The organism is Pseudomonas wadenswilerensis (assembly GCF_900497695.1).
Taxonomy (GTDB): Bacteria; Pseudomonadota; Gammaproteobacteria; order Pseudomonadales; family Pseudomonadaceae; genus Aquipseudomonas; species Aquipseudomonas wadenswilerensis.
The window spans coordinates 140,530-161,559 of record NZ_UIDD01000007.1 but is presented as its reverse complement, the minus strand read 5'-3'; the positions used below and the strand labels follow the sequence as shown (position 1 = coordinate 161,559).

General features: G+C 64.4%; 16 protein-coding genes. 6 read left to right on the top strand and 10 right to left on the bottom strand.

Annotated features, from left to right (window positions below; all coding sequences use genetic code 11):
- Positions 1-8: 8 nt before the first annotated feature.
- Both CCOS864_RS11865 and CCOS864_RS11860 read right to left on the bottom strand, forming a co-directional pair.
- Positions 9-1,307: an ATP-binding protein gene (locus tag CCOS864_RS11865; protein ID WP_115086480.1), complete on the bottom strand. Its 1,299-nt coding sequence runs from the start codon at positions 1,305-1,307 to the stop codon at positions 9-11.
- A 6-nt stretch (positions 1,308-1,313) separates the two neighbouring features.
- Entirely contained in the window at positions 1,314-2,015 is a 702-nt protein-coding gene (locus CCOS864_RS11860) for a response regulator (RefSeq protein ID WP_115086479.1), read from the bottom strand.
- A gap of 156 nt (positions 2,016-2,171) precedes the next feature.
- Between CCOS864_RS11860 and CCOS864_RS11855 the strand changes: the two genes are divergently transcribed.
- The 3 genes from CCOS864_RS11855 to mobA all read left to right on the top strand — a co-directional run bounded on the left by CCOS864_RS11855 (position 2,172) and on the right by mobA (position 7,127).
- Positions 2,172-3,350, top strand: a complete 1,179-nt coding sequence (locus CCOS864_RS11855) for an efflux RND transporter periplasmic adaptor subunit (protein WP_115086478.1) — start codon at positions 2,172-2,174, stop codon at positions 3,348-3,350.
- 11 nt (positions 3,351-3,361) lie between these two features.
- Complete coding sequence (locus tag CCOS864_RS11850) at positions 3,362-6,490, top strand: efflux RND transporter permease subunit (protein WP_115086477.1); 3,129 nt, start codon at positions 3,362-3,364, stop codon at positions 6,488-6,490.
- A 61-nt stretch (positions 6,491-6,551) separates the two neighbouring features.
- Positions 6,552-7,127, top strand: a complete 576-nt coding sequence (gene mobA, locus CCOS864_RS11845) for a molybdenum cofactor guanylyltransferase MobA (protein ID WP_115086476.1) — start codon at positions 6,552-6,554, stop codon at positions 7,125-7,127.
- Positions 7,128-7,204: 77 nt separating this feature from the next.
- On the opposite strand, the gene CCOS864_RS11840 is transcribed toward mobA, so the two are convergent.
- Genes CCOS864_RS11840 through CCOS864_RS11815 form a run of 6 tightly spaced genes read right to left on the bottom strand, consistent with a single transcriptional unit; the run spans position 7,205 to position 13,576 of the window.
- Positions 7,205-7,633 carry a MarR family winged helix-turn-helix transcriptional regulator gene (locus CCOS864_RS11840; protein WP_115086475.1) on the bottom strand — a complete coding sequence of 143 codons (429 nt, stop codon included), beginning with the start codon at positions 7,631-7,633 and terminating at the stop codon, positions 7,205-7,207.
- A complete protein-coding gene (hemE, locus tag CCOS864_RS11835) occupies positions 7,626-8,702 on the bottom strand; it encodes a uroporphyrinogen decarboxylase (RefSeq protein WP_115087102.1) in 1,077 nt (358 codons plus the stop codon). The genes CCOS864_RS11840 and hemE overlap by 8 nt, the downstream gene beginning before the upstream one ends.
- Positions 8,703-8,746: 44 nt before the next feature.
- Positions 8,747-9,430, bottom strand: a complete 684-nt coding sequence (rpe, locus tag CCOS864_RS11830) for a ribulose-phosphate 3-epimerase (protein ID WP_115086474.1) — start codon at positions 9,428-9,430, stop codon at positions 8,747-8,749.
- Between the two features lie 12 nt (positions 9,431-9,442).
- Complete coding sequence (locus CCOS864_RS11825; RefSeq protein WP_115086473.1) at positions 9,443-10,369, bottom strand: alpha/beta fold hydrolase; 927 nt, start codon at positions 10,367-10,369, stop codon at positions 9,443-9,445.
- Between the two features lie 44 nt (positions 10,370-10,413).
- Positions 10,414-11,991 (bottom strand): class I adenylate-forming enzyme family protein, encoded by a 1,578-nt coding sequence (locus CCOS864_RS11820; RefSeq protein WP_115086472.1) that lies wholly within the window; start codon positions 11,989-11,991, stop codon positions 10,414-10,416.
- Positions 11,978-13,576, bottom strand: a complete 1,599-nt coding sequence (locus tag CCOS864_RS11815; RefSeq protein WP_115086471.1) for a phosphopantetheine-binding protein — start codon at positions 13,574-13,576, stop codon at positions 11,978-11,980. The genes CCOS864_RS11820 and CCOS864_RS11815 overlap by 14 nt, the downstream gene beginning before the upstream one ends.
- A gap of 452 nt (positions 13,577-14,028) precedes the next feature.
- Here CCOS864_RS11815 and ccoN point away from each other — a divergent pair, with 452 nt between their 5' ends.
- Positions 14,029-15,456 carry a cytochrome-c oxidase, cbb3-type subunit I gene (ccoN, locus tag CCOS864_RS11810; RefSeq protein ID WP_115086470.1) on the top strand — a complete coding sequence of 476 codons (1,428 nt, stop codon included), beginning with the start codon at positions 14,029-14,031 and terminating at the stop codon, positions 15,454-15,456.
- Between the two features lie 11 nt (positions 15,457-15,467).
- Positions 15,468-15,680: a cbb3-type cytochrome c oxidase subunit 3 gene (locus CCOS864_RS11805; RefSeq protein ID WP_233673448.1), complete on the top strand. Its 213-nt coding sequence runs from the start codon at positions 15,468-15,470 to the stop codon at positions 15,678-15,680.
- Positions 15,681-15,798: 118 nt separating this feature from the next.
- Here CCOS864_RS11805 and CCOS864_RS11800 read toward each other — a convergent pair whose 3' ends face one another.
- On the bottom strand, positions 15,799-18,309 hold the full coding sequence (locus CCOS864_RS11800; protein WP_115086469.1) for a UvrD-helicase domain-containing protein: 2,511 nt from the start codon (positions 18,307-18,309) through the stop codon (positions 15,799-15,801).
- A 189-nt stretch (positions 18,310-18,498) separates the two neighbouring features.
- Here CCOS864_RS11800 and CCOS864_RS11795 point away from each other — a divergent pair, with 189 nt between their 5' ends.
- Entirely contained in the window at positions 18,499-19,197 is a 699-nt protein-coding gene (locus tag CCOS864_RS11795; RefSeq protein WP_115086468.1) for a pirin family protein, read from the top strand.
- 110 nt (positions 19,198-19,307) lie between these two features.
- Here CCOS864_RS11795 and pgm read toward each other — a convergent pair whose 3' ends face one another.
- A complete protein-coding gene (pgm, locus tag CCOS864_RS11790) occupies positions 19,308-20,945 on the bottom strand; it encodes a phosphoglucomutase (alpha-D-glucose-1,6-bisphosphate-dependent) (RefSeq protein WP_115086467.1) in 1,638 nt (545 codons plus the stop codon).
- Positions 20,946-21,030: the final 85 nt, after the last annotated feature.

Sequence of the window (21,030 nt, the reverse complement as noted above, 5' to 3'; positions counted from 1 at the left end):
ACATCCCATCAACCGCGTGGCAGCCTGATCTTGAACTGCGCGCCACCCAGCGCCGACTGCCCCACCGTCAGCGTGCCACCCTGGCCTTCAATGGCCCGGCGGCTGATCGCCAGGCCCAGGCCGAAGCCGCCGGTGGTGCGGTCGCGGCTGCGGTCCAGGCGGTAGAACGGCTGGAAGATCAGCTCGCGCTGGTCGTGGGGGATGCCGATGCCGTTATCCTCCACGGTCAGCAGGCAATGGCCCTGGGGGTCGAGGCTCAGGCGCAGGAGGATCTGCCCGTCGCAGTAGCGCATGGCGTTGCGCACCAGGTTCTGTAAAGCGCGGGCGGTCAGGCGCGGGTCGAGGATGAAACGCGGCAGGTTGTCGTCGGCGCGCACCTGCCACTCGATGCCGCGGCCATCGAGTTCCTCGGCAAAGCTGCCGAGGATGCTGTCGACCAGTTCCAGCAGCGACACCTCGACCCGCTCGCGGGCCTGATCGACGTTCTGCAGGCGGCTGTAGGACAGCAGTTCAAGCACCAGTTCATCCAGCTCGCGCACATGCCCGACCAGTTCCAGCAGGCGCTTGCGGCAGTTCGGCGGCACCTCGTCGAACAGCAGCACCAGGCCGAAGTCCAGGCGGGTCAGTGGCGTGCGCAGTTCATGGGACACGGCATTGAGCAGCTCGCGCTGCTGGGTCAGCAGGCGCTCGACGTCCTGGGCCATGGTGTCGAACACCTGGGCCAGTTCGCCGATGTTCGAGCGCGGCGGAATATGGGTGCGCTCCGACAACTGGCCCTGGCCCAGGCGTCGGGCGGTTTCCTTGAGCCGTTCGAGGTCGCGCCAGTGCGGCCAGACCCAGAACAGCAGGCAACCGAGCAGGGCGGCGCCAATCAGGACGGTCACTACCCAGGACAGCAGGCTGATGTCCAGCGGGTCGGGCGGGTTGCTCAGCTCCACCAGCCAGGTGTCGTCCAGCGGCGCCAGGGCGGTTTCGTAATAGCCCCAATCCCCCAGGCGCACGACGTTCTGGCCGGCGTTGAGACGGTCACGCTCCTCGTACGACAGGCCGATCTGATCCTGGCGGCGCAACTCGATCTGCAGCGGCGCGAAATCCGCCGCCAGCTCCCTGGCCTTGGCCGGCCATTCACTGGGCGGCACCTGCTCGAACTGCTTGACGATCAACCGCTGCACGCCCCGCGCCTGGTCGAGGTTGTAGGCGATGAAGCGCTGGTGAAAGGCGCCGACGATGGCATCCGGGATCAGGAAGATCGCCCCGGCATAGGCAACGATGGTGATCAGGTACAGGCGGATGAGGATCTTCAGCATGGGCCGCTAGAACTCCCACTCGACGCGGCTGAACAAGTAGCCCTTGCCCCACACGGTCTTGATCTTGCGCGCTTCGCCGGCGCTGTCGTCAAACTTGCGCCGCAACTTGGAAATCGCCACGTCCACCGAGCGGTCGGTGCCGTTGAACTCGATGCCGCGCAATTGCTGGAGGATGCGGTCGCGGCTGAGCACCACGCCGGCATTGCGCGCCAGCACCACCAGCAGGTTGAACTCGCCGCTGGACAGCTCCACCGGCTGTTCGCGCCAGAACACGTTGCGCTCGGCCAGGTCGATGCGCAGGCCTCCGACCACGATCAGGTCGCTCTCAAGTCGCGGTTCGTTGATGCAACTGCGGCGCAGCAAGGTGCGCACCCGGGCCAGCAGCACCCGCGGCTCGCAAGGTTTGGTCACGTAGTCGTCGGCGCCCATTTCCAGGCCCAGCACCTGGTCGTGGCTGTCATCGCGGGCGGTCAGCATCAGGATCGGCAGGGCCTGGGACTCAGCGCGCAGCAAGCGGCATACCTGCAGGCCATCGAGGCCCGGCAGCATCAGGTCGAGGATCACCAGGTCCGGCTTGTTGCGCCGGGCTTCGGCCAGGACATGATCGCCACGGGCAATCACGCTGACGCTGAAGTCGTTGCGCTGCAGGTAGCTGGCGATCAGTTCGGACAGGGCGCAGTCATCTTCGACCAGGAGAATATTGGGCATGGGTAGTTTGACAGGCTGGGAAAGTCAGGCAGGATATAAGAGCTCAAGCGCTCGCTGGGTAAAGCTTCACACTTTTTTACATATGGCCTACACAGCTTAACTGTTGCCCGTCGGTCGCCTGCCTTAGCATTGCCGGGTCATTTTCGGAAGATCCGCATGTCCAGTACAAGTCCCGTCCGTCTGCGCGCCCTGGTGCCGCTGTTGTTGATCACCTTCGCCCTGAGCGCCTGCGACGATAAATCGCCTGCCGAAGAAAAGGCCCCGCCAAGCGCAGTCAAGGTCGAGACCGTGCGCGTCCAGCCGCTGGCGATCACCACCGAGCTCAATGGCCGCATCCTGGCCCCACGGACCGCCGAGGTGCGCGCGCGGGTCGCAGGCGTGGTGCTCAAGCGCGTGTACCGTGAAGGCAGCGACATCAAACAGGGCGATGTGCTGTTTCGCATCGACCCGGCGCCGTTCCAGGCCGACTTCGACAGCGCCCGCGCAAGCCTGGCCCGCGCCGAAGCCACGCTGTTCCAGGCCCGCTTGCAGGACCAGCGCTATCGCGAACTGATCGGTATCAATGCGATCAGCCGCCAGGAGCATGACAACGCCCGCGCCGCCTTCCTGCAGGCCGACGCCGATGTCGCCGCAGCCAAGGCCGCCCTGGAGCGGGCCAAGCTCAACCTGGGCTACGCCACCGTCACCGCGCCGATTTCCGGACGCATCGGCCGTGCCCTGGTCACCGAAGGCGCCCTGGTGGGACAGAACGAAACCACGCCGCTGGCAACCATCCAGCAACTGGACCCGATCCATGCCGACGTTACCCAGTCGACCCGCGAGCTCAATGCCCTGCGCCGCGCCTTGCGTGCAGGTGAGCTGCAGCAGGTGGGCCAGGACCAGGCCAGCGCAACGCTGATCCAGGACGACGGCACCCCCTACCCGCTGCCGGGCAAGCTGTTGTTCTCGGACATCAGCGTCGACCCGAGCACCGGGCAGATCACCCTGCGCAGCGAGTTCCCCAACCCGGACCTCGACCTGTTGCCGGGCAGCTTCATCCGCGTGCGCCTGGAGCAGGCGGTCAAGCAGCTAGGCATCAGTGTGCCGCAGCGGGCCATCCTGCGTGACAGCGCCGGCAATCCGAAGGTAATGCTGGTGGATGCCGAACAACGCATCAGCGAGCGTTCGGTGGTCCTGGGCAGCGTGCAGGAAGACCGCTGGATCGTCAGCGACGGCCTGGCCCCCGGTGACCGGGTGGTGGTCGAAGGCCTGCAGCACATCAGCGCCGGCGACCAGGTAGAGGTCGATAACGCGGGCAAGGACGCCCTCCCCATCGTTCAGTCCAACGGCCAGTGAGGGCCTGATTCATGCCGCAGTTTTTCATTGACCGCCCGGTCTTCGCCTGGGTGGTCGCCTTGTTCATCCTGCTTGCCGGCGCCCTGGCCATCCCGCAGTTGCCGGTGGCCCAGTACCCCGACGTGGCGCCGCCGCAGGTGGAAATCTACGCCGTGTACCCGGGCGCCTCGGCGCAGACCATCGACGACAGCGTGGTCAGCCTGATCGAGGAAGAGCTCAACGGTGCCGACAACCTGCTCTACTTCAGCTCGCAAAGCAGCCTGGGCAGCGCCACCATCACCGCCACCTTCGAGCCGGGCACCAACCCGGACCTGGCCCAGGTCGACGTGCAGAACCGCCTGAAAGTGGTCGAGTCGCGCCTGCCGCGCCCGGTCACCCAGCAAGGCCTGCAGGTGGAGAAAGTCTCCACCGGCTTCCTGCTGATGGTGACCCTCACCGCCATGGACGGCAGCCTCGACGAAGTGACCCTGAGCGACTTTCTCGCCCGGAACGTGATGAACGAGATCCGCCGCCTCAAGGGTGTCGGCAAGGCGCAGCTGTATGGTTCGGAACGGGCCATGCGCATCTGGATCGACCCGGCCAAGCTGATTGGCTTCAACCTGACCCCGGATGACGTCAACGACGCGATCGCGGCGCAGAACGCCCAGGTGGCGCCAGGCAGCATTGGCGATCTGCCGGGTACCGGCACTCAGGAAATCACCGCCAACGTGGTGATCAAGGGCCAGTTGAGCACCGTGCAGGAGTTCAAGGACATCGTCCTGCGCGCCAACCCGGATGGCTCGACCGTGACCATCGGCGATGTCGCCCGGGTCGAGATCGGCAGCCAGGAATACCAGTACGGCACCCGCCTCAACGGCAAGCCGACCAGCGCCTTCAGCGTGCAGCTGTCGCCCGGTGCCAACGCCATGGAAACCGCGACCCTGGTGCAAGCCAAGCTCAACGAGCTGTCGCGCTACCTGCCGCCGGGGGCCAAGTTCGACATCCCCTACGACACCTCGCCGTTCGTCAAGGTCTCGATCCAGCAGGTCATCACCACCCTGCTCGAAGCCATGGCCCTGGTGTTCGCGGTGATGTTCCTGTTCCTGCAGAACATCCGCTACACCCTGATCCCGACCCTGGTGGTGCCGGTGGCGCTGATGGGGACCTTCGCGGTGATGCTCTCGCTGGGCTTCTCGGTCAACGTGCTGACCCTGTTCGGCATGGTCCTGGCCATCGGTATCCTGGTCGACGACGCCATCGTCGTGGTGGAGAACGTCGAGCGGATCATGAGCGAGGAAGGCCTGGCGCCGCGCGAGGCGACGAAAAAGGCCATGAGCCAGATCAGCGGCGCCATCGTCGGCATCACCCTGGTGCTGGTGGCGGTGTTCCTGCCGATGGCCTTCATGAAAGGCTCGGTGGGGGTGATCTACCAGCAGTTCTCGGTGTCGATGGCGGTGTCGATCCTGTTCTCGGCGTTCCTCGCCCTGAGCCTGACCCCGGCCCTGTGCGCGACCCTGCTCAAGCCGATCGCCAAGGGCTCGCACCACGAGAAAACCGGCTTCTTCGGCTGGTTCAACCGCCGCTTCGAAAGCCTGACCAATGGCTACCAGCGCTGGGTCATCCAGGCGCTCAAGCGCAGCGGCCGCTATCTGCTGGTGTACGTGGTGCTGGTAGCCGGGCTGGTGTACGGCTTCAGCCAACTGCCCTCCTCGTTCCTGCCCACCGAAGACCAGGGTTACACCATTACCGACATCCAGCTGCCGCCGGGGGCCAGCCGTGCCCGCACCGAACAGGTGGCAGCGCAGATCGAGGCGCATAACGCTACGGAACCTGGCGTCGGCAACAGCACCCTGATTCTCGGTTTCAGCTTCTCTGGCAACGGCCAGAACGCGGCGCTGGCGTTCACCACCCTCAAGGACTGGTCCGAGCGCGGTAGCGATGACAGCGCCCAGTCCATTGCCGACCGCGCCAACGCCGCCTTCAGCCAGCTCAAGGACGCCATCGCCTACTCGGTGCTGCCACCGCCGGTGGATGGCCTGGGTACCTCCAGCGGTTTCGAGTTCCGCCTGCAGGACCGTGGTGGCCTCGGCCACGCCGGCCTGATGGCTGCGCGTGACCAGTTGCTCGCCGCCGCCGAAAAGAGCCCGGTGCTGGTCAACGTACGCGAAAGCGCCCTGGCCGAAAGCCCGCAGGTGCAGCTGGAAGTCGACCGCAAACAGGCCAACGCCCTGGGCGTATCGTTTGCCGATATCGGCAACGTGCTCAACACCGCGGTAGGCTCCAACTACGTCAACGACTTCCCCAACCAGGGGCGCATGCAGCGCGTGGTGGTGCAGGCCGAAGGCGACCAGCGCAGCCAGGTCGACGACCTGTTGAAGATTCACGTGCGCAACAGCAACGGCAAGATGGTGCCCCTGTCGGCGTTCGTCCAGGCCAAGTGGATCACCGGCCCCGTGCAACTGACCCGCTATAACGGCTACCCGGCCATTGCCGTGTCGGGCGAGCCGGCACCGGGCCACAGCTCCGGTGAGGCGATGAACGAGATCCAGCGCCTGGTCGATCAACTGCCTCAGGGCATGGGCCTGGAATGGACCGGATTGTCGCTGCAGGAGCGCCTGTCCGGGGCTCAGGCGCCGATCCTCATGGGCCTGTCGCTGCTGGTGGTGTTCCTGTGCCTCGCGGCGCTGTACGAGAGCTGGTCGATCCCGACCTCGGTACTGCTGGTGGTGCCGCTGGGCGTGCTTGGCGCGGTGATTGCGGTCAGCCTGCGCGGGATGCCCAATGATGTGTTCTTCAAGGTCGGCCTGATCACCCTGATCGGTCTGTCGGCGAAGAACGCCATCCTCATCATCGAGTTCGCCAAGAGCCTGGTCGATGAAGGCCACGACCTGGTCGACGCCACCGTGAAGGCCGCGCGTTTGCGCTTGCGGCCGATCGTCATGACCTCGCTGGCGTTCATTCTCGGCGTGGTGCCCCTGGCGATAGCCAGCGGTGCCAGCTCGGCCAGCCAGCAGGCAATCGGTACCGGGGTGATCGGCGGCATGCTCAGCGCCACCCTGGCGGTGGTGTTCGTGCCGGTGTTCTTTGTCGTGGTGATGCGCCTGACCGGCAAGCGCCGGGCCAGGGGCCAGACGCCTGCGCCAGTGGCCAGCGACAGCTGATCTGGACAGACCGCGGCGTGCATGGGAAGGTGATCGGCTGATACCGCCAGGAACCCTGACCATGCCCGCCGCCCCTCCCCCCTGCTCCATCCTCATCCTTGCCGGTGGCCGCGGCCAGCGCATGGGCGGCCAGGACAAGGGCCTGCTCGACTGGCAGGGCCAACCGCTGATCGCCCACATCCACGCCGTGGTGCGGCCCCTGACCGACGACCTGATCATTTCCTGCAACCGCAACCAGGACCGCTACCGGCCCTATGCCGACCAGTTGGTGGGGGATGCCGAAGCGGACTTTCCCGGGCCCCTGGCCGGGGTATTGGCGGGGCTGGCGGTGGCACGGCATGACTGGCTGCTGGTGCTGGCCTGTGACGCGCCGTTGATCGACAGTGCGTTGATACTCGAGCTGATGAGCCTGGCCAATGACCAGCAGCAACCGGCGATGGTTCGCCAGGGTGGTTACTGGCAGCCGATGTTCAGCCTGATTCCCCGTGCCTTGCGCGCTGATTTTCAGCAGGCCTGGGCTGATGGGGATCGGGGCGTGCAGCGCACCTTGCGCCAGCATCCGGTGCGGGCGCTGGAGTGCGCCGAGGGAGACCCGCGCCTGAGCAATTTCAATACTCCGGAGTTTTTGCGCAACTAGTCATCGCGGGGCAAGCCCGCTCCCACAGAGGTTGTGTGGTCCTGTGGGAGCGGGCTTGCCCCGCGATGAGGCCAGCTTCAGCGCAACCGCGACCGGATCCGGTGGCACACATCCAGCACCTGTTCCACCTCCCCCTCGCCCAGGTCGATCTTGCAGGCCATGTTGCTGAACACCTGTGCGGCCTCGGCCTTGAGCTCGCGGCCCTTGTCGGTCAGCAGCAGGTTGCGCCGGCGGCGGTCATTGGGGTCGAGGTAGACGGTGAGGAAGCCGTTGTCGGCCAGGCGCTTGACGATCGGCGTCAGGGTGCCGAGGTCGAACAGCGTCAGCTCGCTCAGGGCGCTGATCGAGACATCGTCCTGGCCCCATAACCCGGCCATCACCAGCAGTTGCGGGTAGGTCACGCCGCGCTTCTTCAGCGGCTCGGCGTAGTCACGGACCATGGCGTTGGCCGTCGAGTACAACGAGAAGCACAACATCCGGTCGAAGTCGAAGGTCGGGTCAAGCATAGGCACCTCCGCGCACACGGCTGAATTCATGCACGGCATTCACCAGCGTTGCCACCGCCTCTGGCGAGGTGGCCGGCGAGATCCCGTGGCCCAGGTTGAACACATGGCCAAAGCCCGCGGCCGGCGGCCCGAAGGCCTGCAAGGTACGCTGCACTTCACGGCGGATACAGGCTTCATCGCCCAGCAAGACGCTGGGGTCGAGATTACCCTGCAAAGCCACGCTGTTGCCCACCAGCTGCCGGGCCATGCCCAGGTCGCAGGTCCAGTCCAGGCTCAGGGCGTCGGCGCCGCTGTCGGCCATCTCGGCCAGCCACGGGCTGCCGCCCTTGGTGTAGAGGATCGACGGCACCCGCTGGCCGTGGTGGGTCTTGTGCAGGCGCGCCAGCACCTCGCGCAGATAGAACAGCGAAAAACGCTGGTAGGCGCCATCGGCCAGGGCCCCGCCCCAGGTGTCGAAGATCATCACTGCCTGTGCGCCGGACTCGATCTGCGCATTGAGGCTGCTCGCCACTGCCTGGCTGGTGACCTGGAGTATGCGCTGGAGCAGTTCCGGGCGGCGGTAGAGCATCTTCTTGATCAATTGGAAATCACCCGGCGGACCGCCTTCGACCATGTAACAGGCCAGGGTCCAGGGGCTGCCGGCAAAGCCGATCAGCGCCACCTTGGGGTCCAGCGCCCGGCGGGCCTGGGCGACAGTCTGGTACAGGTAGTCCAGTGCTTCGGGCTCGGGCACGCGCAGGCGCTTGATGGCCTGCTCGTCACGCAATGGATGACGAAAACGCGGGCCTTCGCCCGCGCCGAAGTACAGGCCCAGGCCCATGGCATCGGGCACGGTGAGGATGTCGGAGAACACGATTGCCGCGTCCAGGTTGAAGCGGCGCAACGGTTGCAGGGTGGCTTCGGTAGCGAAGTCCGGGGTTTTCGCCAGGCTCAGGAATGACCCGGCGCGGGCCCGCAGCTCACGGTACTCGGGCAGGTAGCGCCCGGCCTGGCGCATCAGCCAGACCGGCGTATGCGCTGTCGGCTGACGCAGCAAGGCCTTGATTAAGGTTGTAGTGTGCAAGGACAGGTAACTCGTACTGGATTCGCGAGAATCGTTGGAAAGACCGCCTATCAGTGGCGGTTGGGCAAAGCGTGGGCAATCTCGCGGCGCAAGGCCTCGATGGTAGCGCGATAATCGCTCTGGGCAAAAATCGCTGTTCCGGCGACGAACATGTCGGCCCCGGCGGCAGCCACCTGGCCGATGGTTTCTAGGTTGACGCCGCCGTCCACCTCCAGACGGATCGCCCGGCCACTGTCGTCGATCAGCTTGCGCGCTGCGGCAATCTTGGGCAATACCGAAGGGATGAACTTCTGCCCGCCAAAGCCCGGATTGACCGACATCAGCAGGATCAGGTCGAGCTTGTCGAGCACGTATTTCGCGGCGTCCAGGGTACTGGCCGGGTTGAACACCAGGCCCGCCTTGCACCCCAGGTCCTTGATCAGCTGCAGCGAGCGGTCCAGATGCAGGGTGGCCTCGGGATGGATCGAGATGTAGTCGGCGCCGGCCTCGGCGAAGGCCTGGATCATCGCGTCCACCGGGGTGACCATCAGGTGCACATCGATCGGCGCGGTAATCCCGTGGCTGCGCAGTGCCTTGCAGAACTGCGGCCCCATGGTCAGGTTGGGCACATAGTGGTTATCCATCACATCGATATGGATGACATCGGCACCGGCGGCCAGTACCTGCTCGGCTTCAGCGCCAAGGCGGGCAAAATCGGCTGCCAGAATCGACGGTGCAATCCAGAACTCTTTCACGGGTGTACTCCATTACTCATTGACTAATCGTTGCCGCGGCCCCGCTTCACGTTGAAGCAGCGCGGCGTTGATCTGCTCGATCAAGGCCGTGGTGGGCTCCTCCAGGTGAAAATGATGACCGCCATCGTGCCAGTGCACCTGGGTGGCCCAGGGCAAGGCGTTTTTTCGTTTATCGAACGGGGTACCGGCAAACAGCCCCTGGCGCCCGAGCAGCAGGTGCAGCGGGCATGTGATCTGGCGCAGGAAATCGCAGGCCTGGCGCTCGGTCAGTGGCATGGCTTCGGGCAGCACCAGGCGCGGGTCATGGCGCCAGCGGTAACCGTCGCCGACGCTGAGCAGATCGCGCATGGCCAACAGTCGCGCGCCCTCGGCGCAGAGGGCGCCGTCGATGCTGTTGCGCCGCTCGCTGATTGCCGCTTCAAGGCTTGCGAACTGCGCCGTCTGCGGCGCCGAAAAACCATGCAGGCGGGTGCGCAAGGCCAGGCGCAGCAGGCGCTGGGACTTTTTCAGGTGCTCGACGGTGTCTTCCTCGGCGATGGTAAAAGGCGCGCCCATTCCATCGATGAACACCATGCAATCGATCGACTTGTTCATCGCCGCCAGAATCGACGCCACGCCGGTACCCATGGAGTGGCCCAACACCGAAAAGCGCTTCCAGCCCAGGCTTTCGACCAGGGCGTTCATGTCGTCGGCGTGCTCCCACAGGTAGTAGCCGCTGTCACCGCGGCGATGCTCGGAACGCCCATGGCCGGCCAGGTCCGGGGCCACCACGAAGCATTCCTCGAGCAGCGGCGCGATCCGCTCGAACGATGCCGCGTTGTCCAGCCAGCCATGCACGGCGAGCACCGGGTGGCCGCTTTCATTGCCCCAGATGCGCAAGGCGAAATGGTTGCCGTTGACGTCCAACGATTGATCGCGACCTCTGTTGCCCAGACTCATATCCGTACATCCTGTATGACTGAATCACCCATGAAAGGCGCCGCTCAACCGGCCAGGGCCAGTTGCGCAGCGCGCGCCGTCTGCTGCAGTTGCCGCAGGTCGAACTTGCCGTTGGCGGTGCGCGGCAAGTTGCCTTCAACGCTGATCGACAGGGGTACCTTGTGTGGTTCAAGGCCCTGTCGGCAACGTTCGAGCAACTGTTCCACGCTCAGGGTCACACCTTGGCCCAAGGTCACGAATGCCCATAGCCCCTCGCCGACCGATGCATGTTCGATACCGACCACAGCCGCCGCTTCGACGCCATCGATGGCGTAGAGGAAGCTCTCGACCTCGCTGGGGCTGACCTTCATCCCGCGCGACTTGATCACATGGTCCATGCGCCCCTGGAAGTACAGGTAGCCATCCTGATCGAGGCTGCAATAGTCGCCGGTGTAGAGCACGCTTTCCCCCGGGTACGGGCCTGGCTTGAGCTTCTGCGCCGTGGCCTGGGGGTTGCGCCAGTAACCGGCCATGACCGTGGCGCCGCGAATCACCAGCTGGCCGACCTGGTGGGGCTGATTGATGCGCCTGCCCTCGTCGTCCACCAGCCACAGTTCGGTGTTGGGGATGGCGATGCCGACACTGCCGGGCTTGTCGTCGATGTCTTCCGGTGGCAGGTAGGTGCAGCGCTTGCACTCGGTCAGGCCGTACATCGAGAAGATCAGCGCCTGGGGGAACAGGCCCTTCATCTGCGCGATGTGGGTCGGCTTCAATGCCGCGCCGGTGTTGGTCACCATGCGCACCTGGGGGAAGGTCGCCTCGCGCTTGTGCGCATACTCGTGCAGGAGCATGAGCATGGTCGGCACGAACGGGATCACGGTGATCTGGTACTGGCGAATCTTCTTGATCAGGAAGATTGGCCAGGTGAACTCCTTCTCCAGCACCAGGGTGGCACCGGTGCTCAGGGCCATGATCATCTGGTAAAGGCCGTAGTCGAACGACAGCGGCAGCGAGCACAGCACATTGTCGCTGGCCTGGTAACCCAGGTAGGTGTGCAGCGAATTGAGCGCCGCGAGCATGTTGCGGTGGGTGAGCATCACGCCCTTGGGCGCGCCGGTGGAGCCGGAGGTATAGATGATCGCCGCCAGGTCCAGGTCGAGGTTGCCACACGGCAGCGGCACACCGGCGCCCTGCCCTAGCAGGCTTTCGACCGTGAGGGTATCGGGTGAGTCGGCCTCGCCGTCGAGCAGCACGATGGCTTTGAGGTAACTCAGCTCGGCGGTGCTGGCGGGCAGGCTGGCGAATTTCTCCGAGGTGGTGATCAGCACCGAGGCTTCGGCATCGCGAATGATGTAATCGAGGCTGTCGGCCGGCGTTTCCAGGCCGACGTTGACCATCACCCCGCCAGCCCTGAGCACGCCCCAGAAGGCACAGACGGTTTCTACCCGGTTGCCCAGGCACACCACCACCCGCTCCTGGCGTTGCAGGCCATTGACCTGCAGGCCGGCGGCCAGGCGCCCACTGGCTTCGTCAAGCTGCGCATAGGTATAGGTTTCATCGGCGTAGATGACCGCCGCCTTGTCCGGGTGCAAGCCGTTGGGGCCGTCCAGCACGTGCTGCAAAAGGACGTCAGACGCCTTCATGCTGCACCTCGAGACGTGCCCGACGCACAGCCGCCGGTTGACGATGGGCATCGATATAACCGGCCAGGGTCGCCACGGTATTGAAGTGGCCCGGAGCGATGGTGTCGGGGTTGACGAAGAAGCCTTCGATGTCGTCTTCGAGGTTGACCAGCAGCTCCATGGAGGTCAGCGAGTCCAGGCCCAAGTCATCGCGCAGGTGCGAATCGGCACTGATCACGGTGTTCTCCGGCAGCTTGAGCACCACCCGCAGGATCTCGCCGAGCTGGCGCTGGGTGGCGGCCTGGGCGATCGGCGTTGGTTCGGCAACCGCCGGTGCGCCAGCGAGCATGGCCGCCAGCGGCACGTCGGCATGGCTGTCGCGGATGTCCAGGGCGGTTTGCCGGGCGCGGGCGAGGAACAACTGACCGTTGCTGACGATCACCTCGGCCGGGTGGCCATGGCTGTGGAACAGGGTTGGCGAGGCGGACGGGCCGTAGGCGCCGGAGGCGGTGACGGCGAGGATGTCGCCTTCGTGCAGGGTTTCGATCTGCAGGTCACGGGCCAGCAGGTCGTCGGGACTACAGAGCGGCCCGGAGATATGGTACTCGCGCAGCGGTGCGCCGGTGCTGCCGGTGGCATGCACAATGCGGAAGTTGCGCTTGAGCACCTGGCCACTGCCTGCGGCGGCGCCATGGCAGTTGGTGCCGCCATCGGTGACGGCAAAGGTCTTGCCGTGGTTTTCCTTGATGTTGTCGACCGTCACCAGCATGGCGCCGCACTTGCCGGCGACGAAGCGCCCGGATTCGACAATGATGCGGGTCTGCGGGAACTGCTGGTTGAAGGCTTCGAACAGCGGCGCCAGCAGTTGCTTGAGCTGGCGGGTGTCGAGCTCGCTCTCGTTCTCGTAGTACTTGATGCCCAGGCCGCCACCGACATCGACCATGGTCATGTCCAGGTTGTAGCGCCGGGTCAGGCTGCGGTACAGGCCAAGGATGTACTTGGCGTTGTCGTATACCGACTGGGCGTCGAGGATCTTGGTGCCGTTATAGACGTGGATGCCCTTGATCTTCAGGTTCGCCAGGGCGGCGTAGTCGCCGAAGTTGGCTACTGCGGTGTCTTCTTCGATACCGAAGTGGGTCGGCCGCCCGCCCATCTTCCACGGCGAGCCGGAGGCGGAGAAGTTCGGGTTGATGCGGATTGCCACCGGTGCCACGCAGTTCAGTTCGCCCGCCAGGGCCGAGAGCTTGCGCAGTTCGGTCTCGGACTCGACGACGATGGCAAACACCCCGACTTCCAGGGCTCGCCGATGTTCTTCGGGCTTCTTGTAAGGACCGAGGAAAATGATGTCCTGGGGATCGACGCCGGCCTTGAGGGCAATTTCCAGTTCGCCCAGCGAACACACTTCGGTGTTACCGCCATAAGAGCGGATCAGTTTCACCAGGGACAGGTTCGGGTTGACCTTCAGTGCATAGAAGATGTCCACGCAGTCCGGCAATGCATCGCGCAACTCGTTGAAACTGCTGCGCAGCACGGCTTCATCGTAGAGGTAGGTCGGTGTCCCGAACGTCGCTTTTGCCTGGAGGACCAGTTCCTTGGAAAGCTTCATCTGTTGCTCCCTTCGTTCTTATAGTGTGCCGCCGCTGCGCGCGTACCCCGTCCCGGCTTGAGAGCACCGTCACGGGGGGCGTATAGCGGGATGGCGTCAAGGTTGGTTGCGCACCACTGCCGGGCTCGTGCTGTCGCCCGACACAAAACTTTGCGCGCAAAGTTTGTGAAATTCTGCGGCCGCATTTAAGGTGATGTCAAGATAATTCCACGGGGTTTTGTGTGCGACACAGCGACACGCTTTTGCCGGCACGATCAATGCAGAACAGAGGTAAATCGCCACACCATGCCCATAACAGGTGCTGTATCAGCCAATGAATACGGGGGTTTAATCTGATCCGGTGTTAACGCTGGTTTCTGAGTCTGTTTTGTATGCCGGCAGCTTCCTAGAGTCTGCGCCTGTGCCCCTGCCCCACGGCAGGGCGAGCCATACAGGAACTGTGGAAACTAGCCATGAGCACACATCAACAGGCGCAGGCCTATAACTACAAGGTGGTCCGGCAATTCGTCATCATGACGGTGGTCTGGGGTATCGTCGGCATGGCCATGGGCGTCTGGATCGCCTCGCAACTGGTCTGGCCCGAGCTTAACCTCGACCTGCCGTGGACCTCGTTCGGTCGCCTGCGCCCCTTGCACACCAGCCTGGTGATCTTCGGCTTTGCCGGTAGCGCGCAATTTGCCGCCAGCTATTACGCCGTGCAGCGTACCTGCCAGGTGCGGCTGTTCAGCGACAAGCTCGCCGCCTTCACCTTCTGGGGCTGGCAGGCGACCATCGTGATCATGCTGGTGAGCCTGCCCCTGGGCTTGACCACCACCAAGGAATACGCCGAGATCGAATTTACCGGCGCGGTGTGGATGGCCATCGTCTGGGTCGCCTATGGGATCGTCTTCTTCGCCACCCTGATGCGCCGCAAGGCCAAGCATATCTACGTCGGCAACTGGTTCTTCGGTGCCTTCATCGTGGTGATCGCCATGCTTCACGTGGTCAACCACCTGTCTATTCCGGTGAGCTGGTTCAAGTCGTACCCGGTGTACTCCGGTGCCACTGACGCCATGGTGCAATGGTGGTACGGCCACAACGCCGTGGGCTTCTTCCTGACCACGGGTTTCCTGGGGATGATGTACTACTTCGTGCCCAAGCAAGTGGGCCGGCCGGTGTACAGCTATCGCCTGTCGATCGTGCACTTCTGGGCGCTGATCACCCTGTACATCTGGGCCGGCCCGCACCACCTGCACTACACCGCCCTGCCCGACTGGGCACAATCGCTGGGCATGGCCATGTCGCTGATCCTCCTGGCGCCAAGCTGGGGCGGCATGATCAACGGCATGATGACCCTCTCCGGCGCCTGGCATAAGCTGCGCAGCGACCCGATCCTGCGCTTTCTGGTGCTGTCGCTGGCGTTCTACGGCATGTCGACCTTCGAAGGGCCGATGATGGCGATCAAGACCGTCAACGCCCTGTCGCACTACACCGACTGGACCATCGGCCACGTCCACGCCGGTGCCCTGGGCTGGGTGGCGATGATCACCTTCGGCTCGCTGTACCACATGATCCCGAAAGTGTTTGGCCGCGAGCAGATGTACAGCGTCGGCCTGATCAACCTGCACTTCTGGCTGGCGACCATCGGCACCGTGCTGTACATCGCCTCGATGTGGGTCAACGGTATCGCCCAGGGCCTGATGTGGCGCGCCACCAACGACGACGGCACCCTCACCTACTCGTTCGTCGAAGCACTGGTGGCCAGCCATCCGGGCTTTATCGTGCGCTTTGTCGGTGGCGTGTGCTTCTTGAGCGGCATGCTGCTGATGGCCTATAACACCTGGCGCACCGTGCGGGTGGCCGATGAAAGACTGGCGCTGAACAACGCCAGCCTGGCCTAGGAGGCACGGACATGGATGACTGGTTGTATGCGCTTTACTGCCTGAGCGGCGTACTGTTCTTCTACCTGGTCACCAGCGCCTGCCTGCAGCGGCACACCGGCGAAGTGGACGATCAGGCCAGCCTGATCCCCTTCGCCGACGACCCGGCAGTAGCGCGTCGCGTCGAGGCCGCCACCGGCAAGCCGGTGCCGGCGGTGGCGCCGGATGCGGCACTGAAGGCCTGATTCACGCCTCATCGCTGGCAAGCCAGCTCCCACATTGGATCTGTGTCTGCACAACCTGTGGGAGCTGGCCTTGCCAGCGATCGAGCGCGCAGCGGTCGTAATCCAGGCAGCGCCAGAATCAGCTGCCGGCCATTTCCCGCCCATCCTCGAAGAACACCTTGCGCCCATCCACCTGGCTCGACGCCCGTGGCAGGTTGGCCGCCTCTGCCGTCGGCTTCTCGACATACCAGTAACAATGCTTCGCCGCCCGGGTAATGGCGACGTAAGCCAGACGCAACACTTCATCCTTCTGCGCGTTGTCGAACGCCTGGGCATCGCCGTTGCGGCCTAGACCTGCCTGGCGATACACCTGGTTCTTGTAGGGTGAGTTGGTCAGGTGCTGACAATCGCCGAGCATGAACACCGCATCGGCCTGTAGCCCCTTGGCGCTGTGATAAGTCAGCTGGCGCAGGCGCCGTTGTGCCGCCGGCAACCCGGCCTCGTGGTTGACCAATGCCTGCAAATGGTCGGCAATCGCCGCCTTGTCGCTGCTCTTGCGGTACAGCAGCATCACCGACTCGCCGTTGCGGTAGTGCTCAAGCAGGGTCTCGGCGAGACTGGCCTCGTCGCGCTCGAGCACCTTGACCGGCAGCGGTGTCTCGGCCGCCGGGCCACAGGCCCTGGCCTTCTTGCCGCTGATGGCCGGCGCCGATTTCACAATGTGCTCGGCGGCATCGATGATGTGCTGGTGGCTGCGGTAGTTGTCGGCGAGCATCACCCGGGTGCTGCTCGGTGCCGGGAATTCCTTGGCGAACTCCATGAAGTACTTGGGCGAACTGCCGCGCCAGCCGTAGATCGACTGCCAGTCGTCGCCCACGCACAGCAACGACGAATGCTGCGCCACCCGCCCGACCTGCATGGCCGGGCCACGACGGCGGATCTCGCGCAGGCAGGCGCGCAGCCAGGAAACGATCTGCGGTGATACATCCTGGAACTCGTCGATCATCAGGTGCGCGAGCGGGCGCAGCAGCGGGTCGGGCAACAGCTGCAGGTTCTCCGGATTGTTTTCGCCGAACAGGGCGAACATGCGGTTGTAGCTCATGATCGGTGGCGACTGGCCCAGCAGGTGCGCTTCCAGGGCTTTCCAGTACAGGCCCAGGGCTTCGAAGAACAGCGCATCGCTGTCACCCGCCGGGAAGCTCATGGCGCCGACCGCCTTGTTGACCTCAAGCCCGAGGTTCTCGATAAAGCCGGCGGCGCCGACAAAGGCATCCAGCAGCGGCGCGGCGGCCAGCTCGCCCTTGACCTTGTAATCGAAGCCGGGGCCGGCCACGGCATCACCCGCCAGGGAGGAAGTCAGGCGCTTGGCAGCGGAGTAATTTTCTAGCCAAATCACAGGCTTATCGCAGAAAGCTTGAAACAGGGTGCGCTTTATCACCCACTCCGCCCACACCGGCAGCTTGGCCCCTGGGCGCTTGTACTGCTGGTTTTCCTTGGGGTCGAAGCCGAGCACCACGTACGCGTCCAGCTCGGCGATATGGCCGTGGAAGTGAAAACGGCTGCCGTTGATCTCGACCGTTTCGCGGCTCGGCTCGATGCCCTTGATCGGCCAGGCGCCCGCGGCAAACCACAGGTCTTCGATCGTGTCGCAGAGCTCTTCGTCGCGACTGGCAGACAGCTGGGTCACCGCCACGCGCTTTTGCACGTCGGGGTGATCGCGGTCCAGCGCCTTGAGCTGCAGGGCTTCGCGGCGCAGGCTGGCAATCAGCTCGGCAAAGCGCGGGCTGCTGCCCAGCAGGTCGCGGTAGCAGAGGTTGAGCTGCTGGCGCTGGGCGTCGTTGATGCGCAGGTCGAACGGGTTGCTCTCGGCGTTGGCTTCACTGCCGCCGGGCATTTCGCTGCCCAGGGTCTCGAACGCGCGCACCTGGCTGAAACCCGGCAGGCTGCGCACCAGCGGCAGGATGCGTGAATGGAAGGTGCGCACCAGCTCGCGGGCCTGAACCTGGCTGAGGTCGAGCTGCCACAAGGCAAACACCTGCAGCAGGCGGCTGATGAAGTCCTTGCGCGATTCGCGGGTGAAGGTCACCACGGTCATGGCGTCCAGCTCGTAGCCCAGGTAATGGCGCAGCAACAGGATACGCAGCACCAGCGAGGTGGACTTGCCGGCACCGGCACCGGCGATCACGCAGGTCGACGGCGTGTCGCTGAAGATCATCTTCCACTGCGCCGCGCTTGGCTGGGCATGGGCCGGCAGGCGCTGGGCGACGTCGGCCTTGAAACGCTTTTTAAGCTCGGCGCTCAGCGGCAGGCGCCAGTCGTCGAACAGGGCGTCGTCCAGCCCGGGAACGCCGTGGCCGTCGGGGCGAGTGTCGCGGATCACCAGGACCTGGCGCCCGGCCTCGTAGCCGTCGATCCGCCCTTCTTCGTAGCCTTCGCGCAGGCCATCGGCGTGACCGGTGCGCTGACCGCTGGCATGGCCCTGGAACCAGGAATCGCGATGCTGCGCCTGCAAGCGGCTCAGGCTGCGCCCGAGCAGGCGAGCGGTGAGGCGACGCAGCCACGGCAACTGCGCAGGCGCAATCAACTCCAGGGGTAGCTTGGGACGCTCTTCAGACACACCGACTCCAACAGAATAAAAACCAGCGGCCATGTTCGCTCCATCGGGCAAAAATCACCAGCCGATTGCTTGCAGATCAGTGAATTAGGCGATGAAGCGCACAAATCACCGTAGCTCTATATATCGACAGATATGATGATAATCAGCCGAAATTTACGCTTATTTTCGATCATTGTTTGATGGATCATCTGCCCCATCCACTCCCTTTCGAGGACAGCCAACATGCTGCAACTGCGCCCGTTCAAGAGCCTTGGCCATGCCAACCATGGTTGGCTCGACGCCCATCACCACTTCTCGTTCGCCGAATACCACAACCCGGCGCGCATGCACTGGGGCAACCTGCGGGTCTGGAACGACGACCTGATCGCCGCCGGCAGTGGCTTCCCGCCGCACCCGCACCGCGACATGGAAATCATCACCTATGTGCGTGAAGGCGCCATCAGCCACCAGGACAACCTTGGCAACAAGGGCCGTACCGAGGCCGGTGACGTGCAAGTGATGAGTGCCGGTACCGGCATCACCCACAGCGAGTACAACCTGGAGAAGGTCGATACGCGGATTTTCCAGATCTGGATCATCCCTGAGCGCGTTGGCCAGCCGCCGTCCTGGGGTACCCGGCCGTTCCCCAAGGGCGAGCGCGGCGAAGGCTTCGTGACCCTGGCCAGTGGCCGTGAGGGCGATGAGCAGGCCTTGCAGATCCGCGCCGATGCTCGTCTGCTGGCGGCGACCTTGCAGGCTGGGGAGACCGCCGAATACCGCTTCGAGGCGGGGCGCCGTGGCTATCTGGTGCCGGCCAAGGGCCTGGTTGAAGTCAACGGTGTGCGCGCCGAAGCCCGTGACGGCGTGGCGATCGAGGATGAGCAGGTGCTCAGGGTGATGGCGGTGCAGGACAGTGAGATTGTGCTGGTCGATGTAGCCTAGGGCCGCTATGCGGCCCATCGCTGGCAAGACCAGCTCCCACAGGTCAGGTGATATCTCTCAGATATTTGCAACACCTGTGGGAGCTGGCTTGCCAGCGATGCTGTCAGCGGTCAGGCAATCGCCGCATCCACCAGCTCCTGGGCTTCAGCCACCAGGCGCTGCAAATGCGCTTCATCGATGAAGCTCTCGGCGTAGATCTTGTAGATATCCTCGGTACCCGACGGCCGCGCGGCGAACCAGCCGTTGGCAGTCATCACCTTGAGGCCGCCAATGGCCTGGTTGTTGCCCGGTGCATGGCTGAGGATCTGCTCGATCGGCTCGCCGGCCAGCATCGTCGACTTGACCTGCTCGGGCGCCAGCTTGCTCAGCAGGGCCTTTTGCTGTGGGTTGGCCTTGGCCTCGACGCGGGTGGCGAACGGCTCACCCAGCTTGGCGGTGAGCTCGGCGTAGGCCTGGCTCGGGTCGCGGCCGGTACGGGCGGTGATTTCTGCCGCCAGCAGCGCCGGGATCAGGCCGTCCTTGTCGGTGGTCCAGACGCTGCCGTCCTTGCGCAGGAACGAGGCACCGGCACTCTCCTCGCCACCAAAGCCGAGGGAGCCATCGAACAGGCCGTCGGCGAAGAACTTGAAGCCCACCGGCACCTCAAACAGGCGACGCCCCAGACGCGCGGTGACGCGGTCAATCAGGCCGCTGCTGACCACAGTCTTGCCCACTGCGGCGTCGTTGCGCCACTGCGGACGGTGCTGGAACAGGTAGTCGATGGCCACCGCCAGGTAGTTGTTCGGGGCCAGCAGGCCGTTCTGGGTAACGATGCCGTGGCGGTCGTGGTCCGGGTCGCAGGCGAAGGCCACGTCGAAGCGCTCGCGCAGGCCGATCAGGCCCTGCATGGCATACGGCGAAGACGGGTCCATGCGGATCTGTCCGTCCCAGTCGACGCACATGAAGCGGAAGGTCGGATCGACCTCGGTGTTGACCACTTCCAGGTTCAGCTTGTAGTGCTCGGCAATCGCCGACCAGTAGCGCACCCCTGCCCCACCCAGCGGGTCGACGCCCAGGCGCAGGTTGGCGCTGCGGATCACGTCGAAATCGATGACGTTTTCCAGATCGGCGACATAGCTGGCGACATAGTCATGACGATGGGTGGTGCTGGCTGCCAGCGCCTGTTCATGGGAGATGCGCTTGACGCCTTCCAGCCCCGCGGCCAGAAGGTCGTTGGCCTTGGCCTCGATCCACTTGGTGACATCGCTGTCGGCCGGGCCGCCATTGGGCGGGTTGTACTTGAAGCCACCGCTTTGCGGCGGGTTGTGCGACGGGGTGATGACGATACCGTCGGCCAGGCCGCTGCTGCGGCCGCGGTTGTAACAGATGATGGCGTGGGACACCGCCGGGGTCGGGGTGTACTCGTCATCCTTGGACAGCATTACCTCGACGCCATTGGCGGCCAGCACCTGCAGCGCGCTGGCCGCTGCCGGGGTCGACAGCGCATGGGTGTCGGCGCCGATGAACAACGGGCCGTCGATACCCTTGGCCTGACGGTACAGGCAGATCGCCTGACTGATCGCCAGCACGTGGTTTTCGTTGAAGCTCAGGTCCAGGGAGCTGCCACGGTGCCCGGAGGTGCCGAACGCAACGCGCTGGGTTGCGACGCTGGCATCGGGCTGGCCGGTGTAATAGGCGGTCAACAGTTGCGGGATATCCACCAGCACGGAGGCTGGGGCCGGTTTGCCCGCCAAAGGACTGAGCTTCATGCAAAACCTCAAGAAAGGATGTTCAGGGTGATAAAAACACGCAGTTTACTGGCACTTTGACCAGCAAGCGACCGTGGCTATCCCC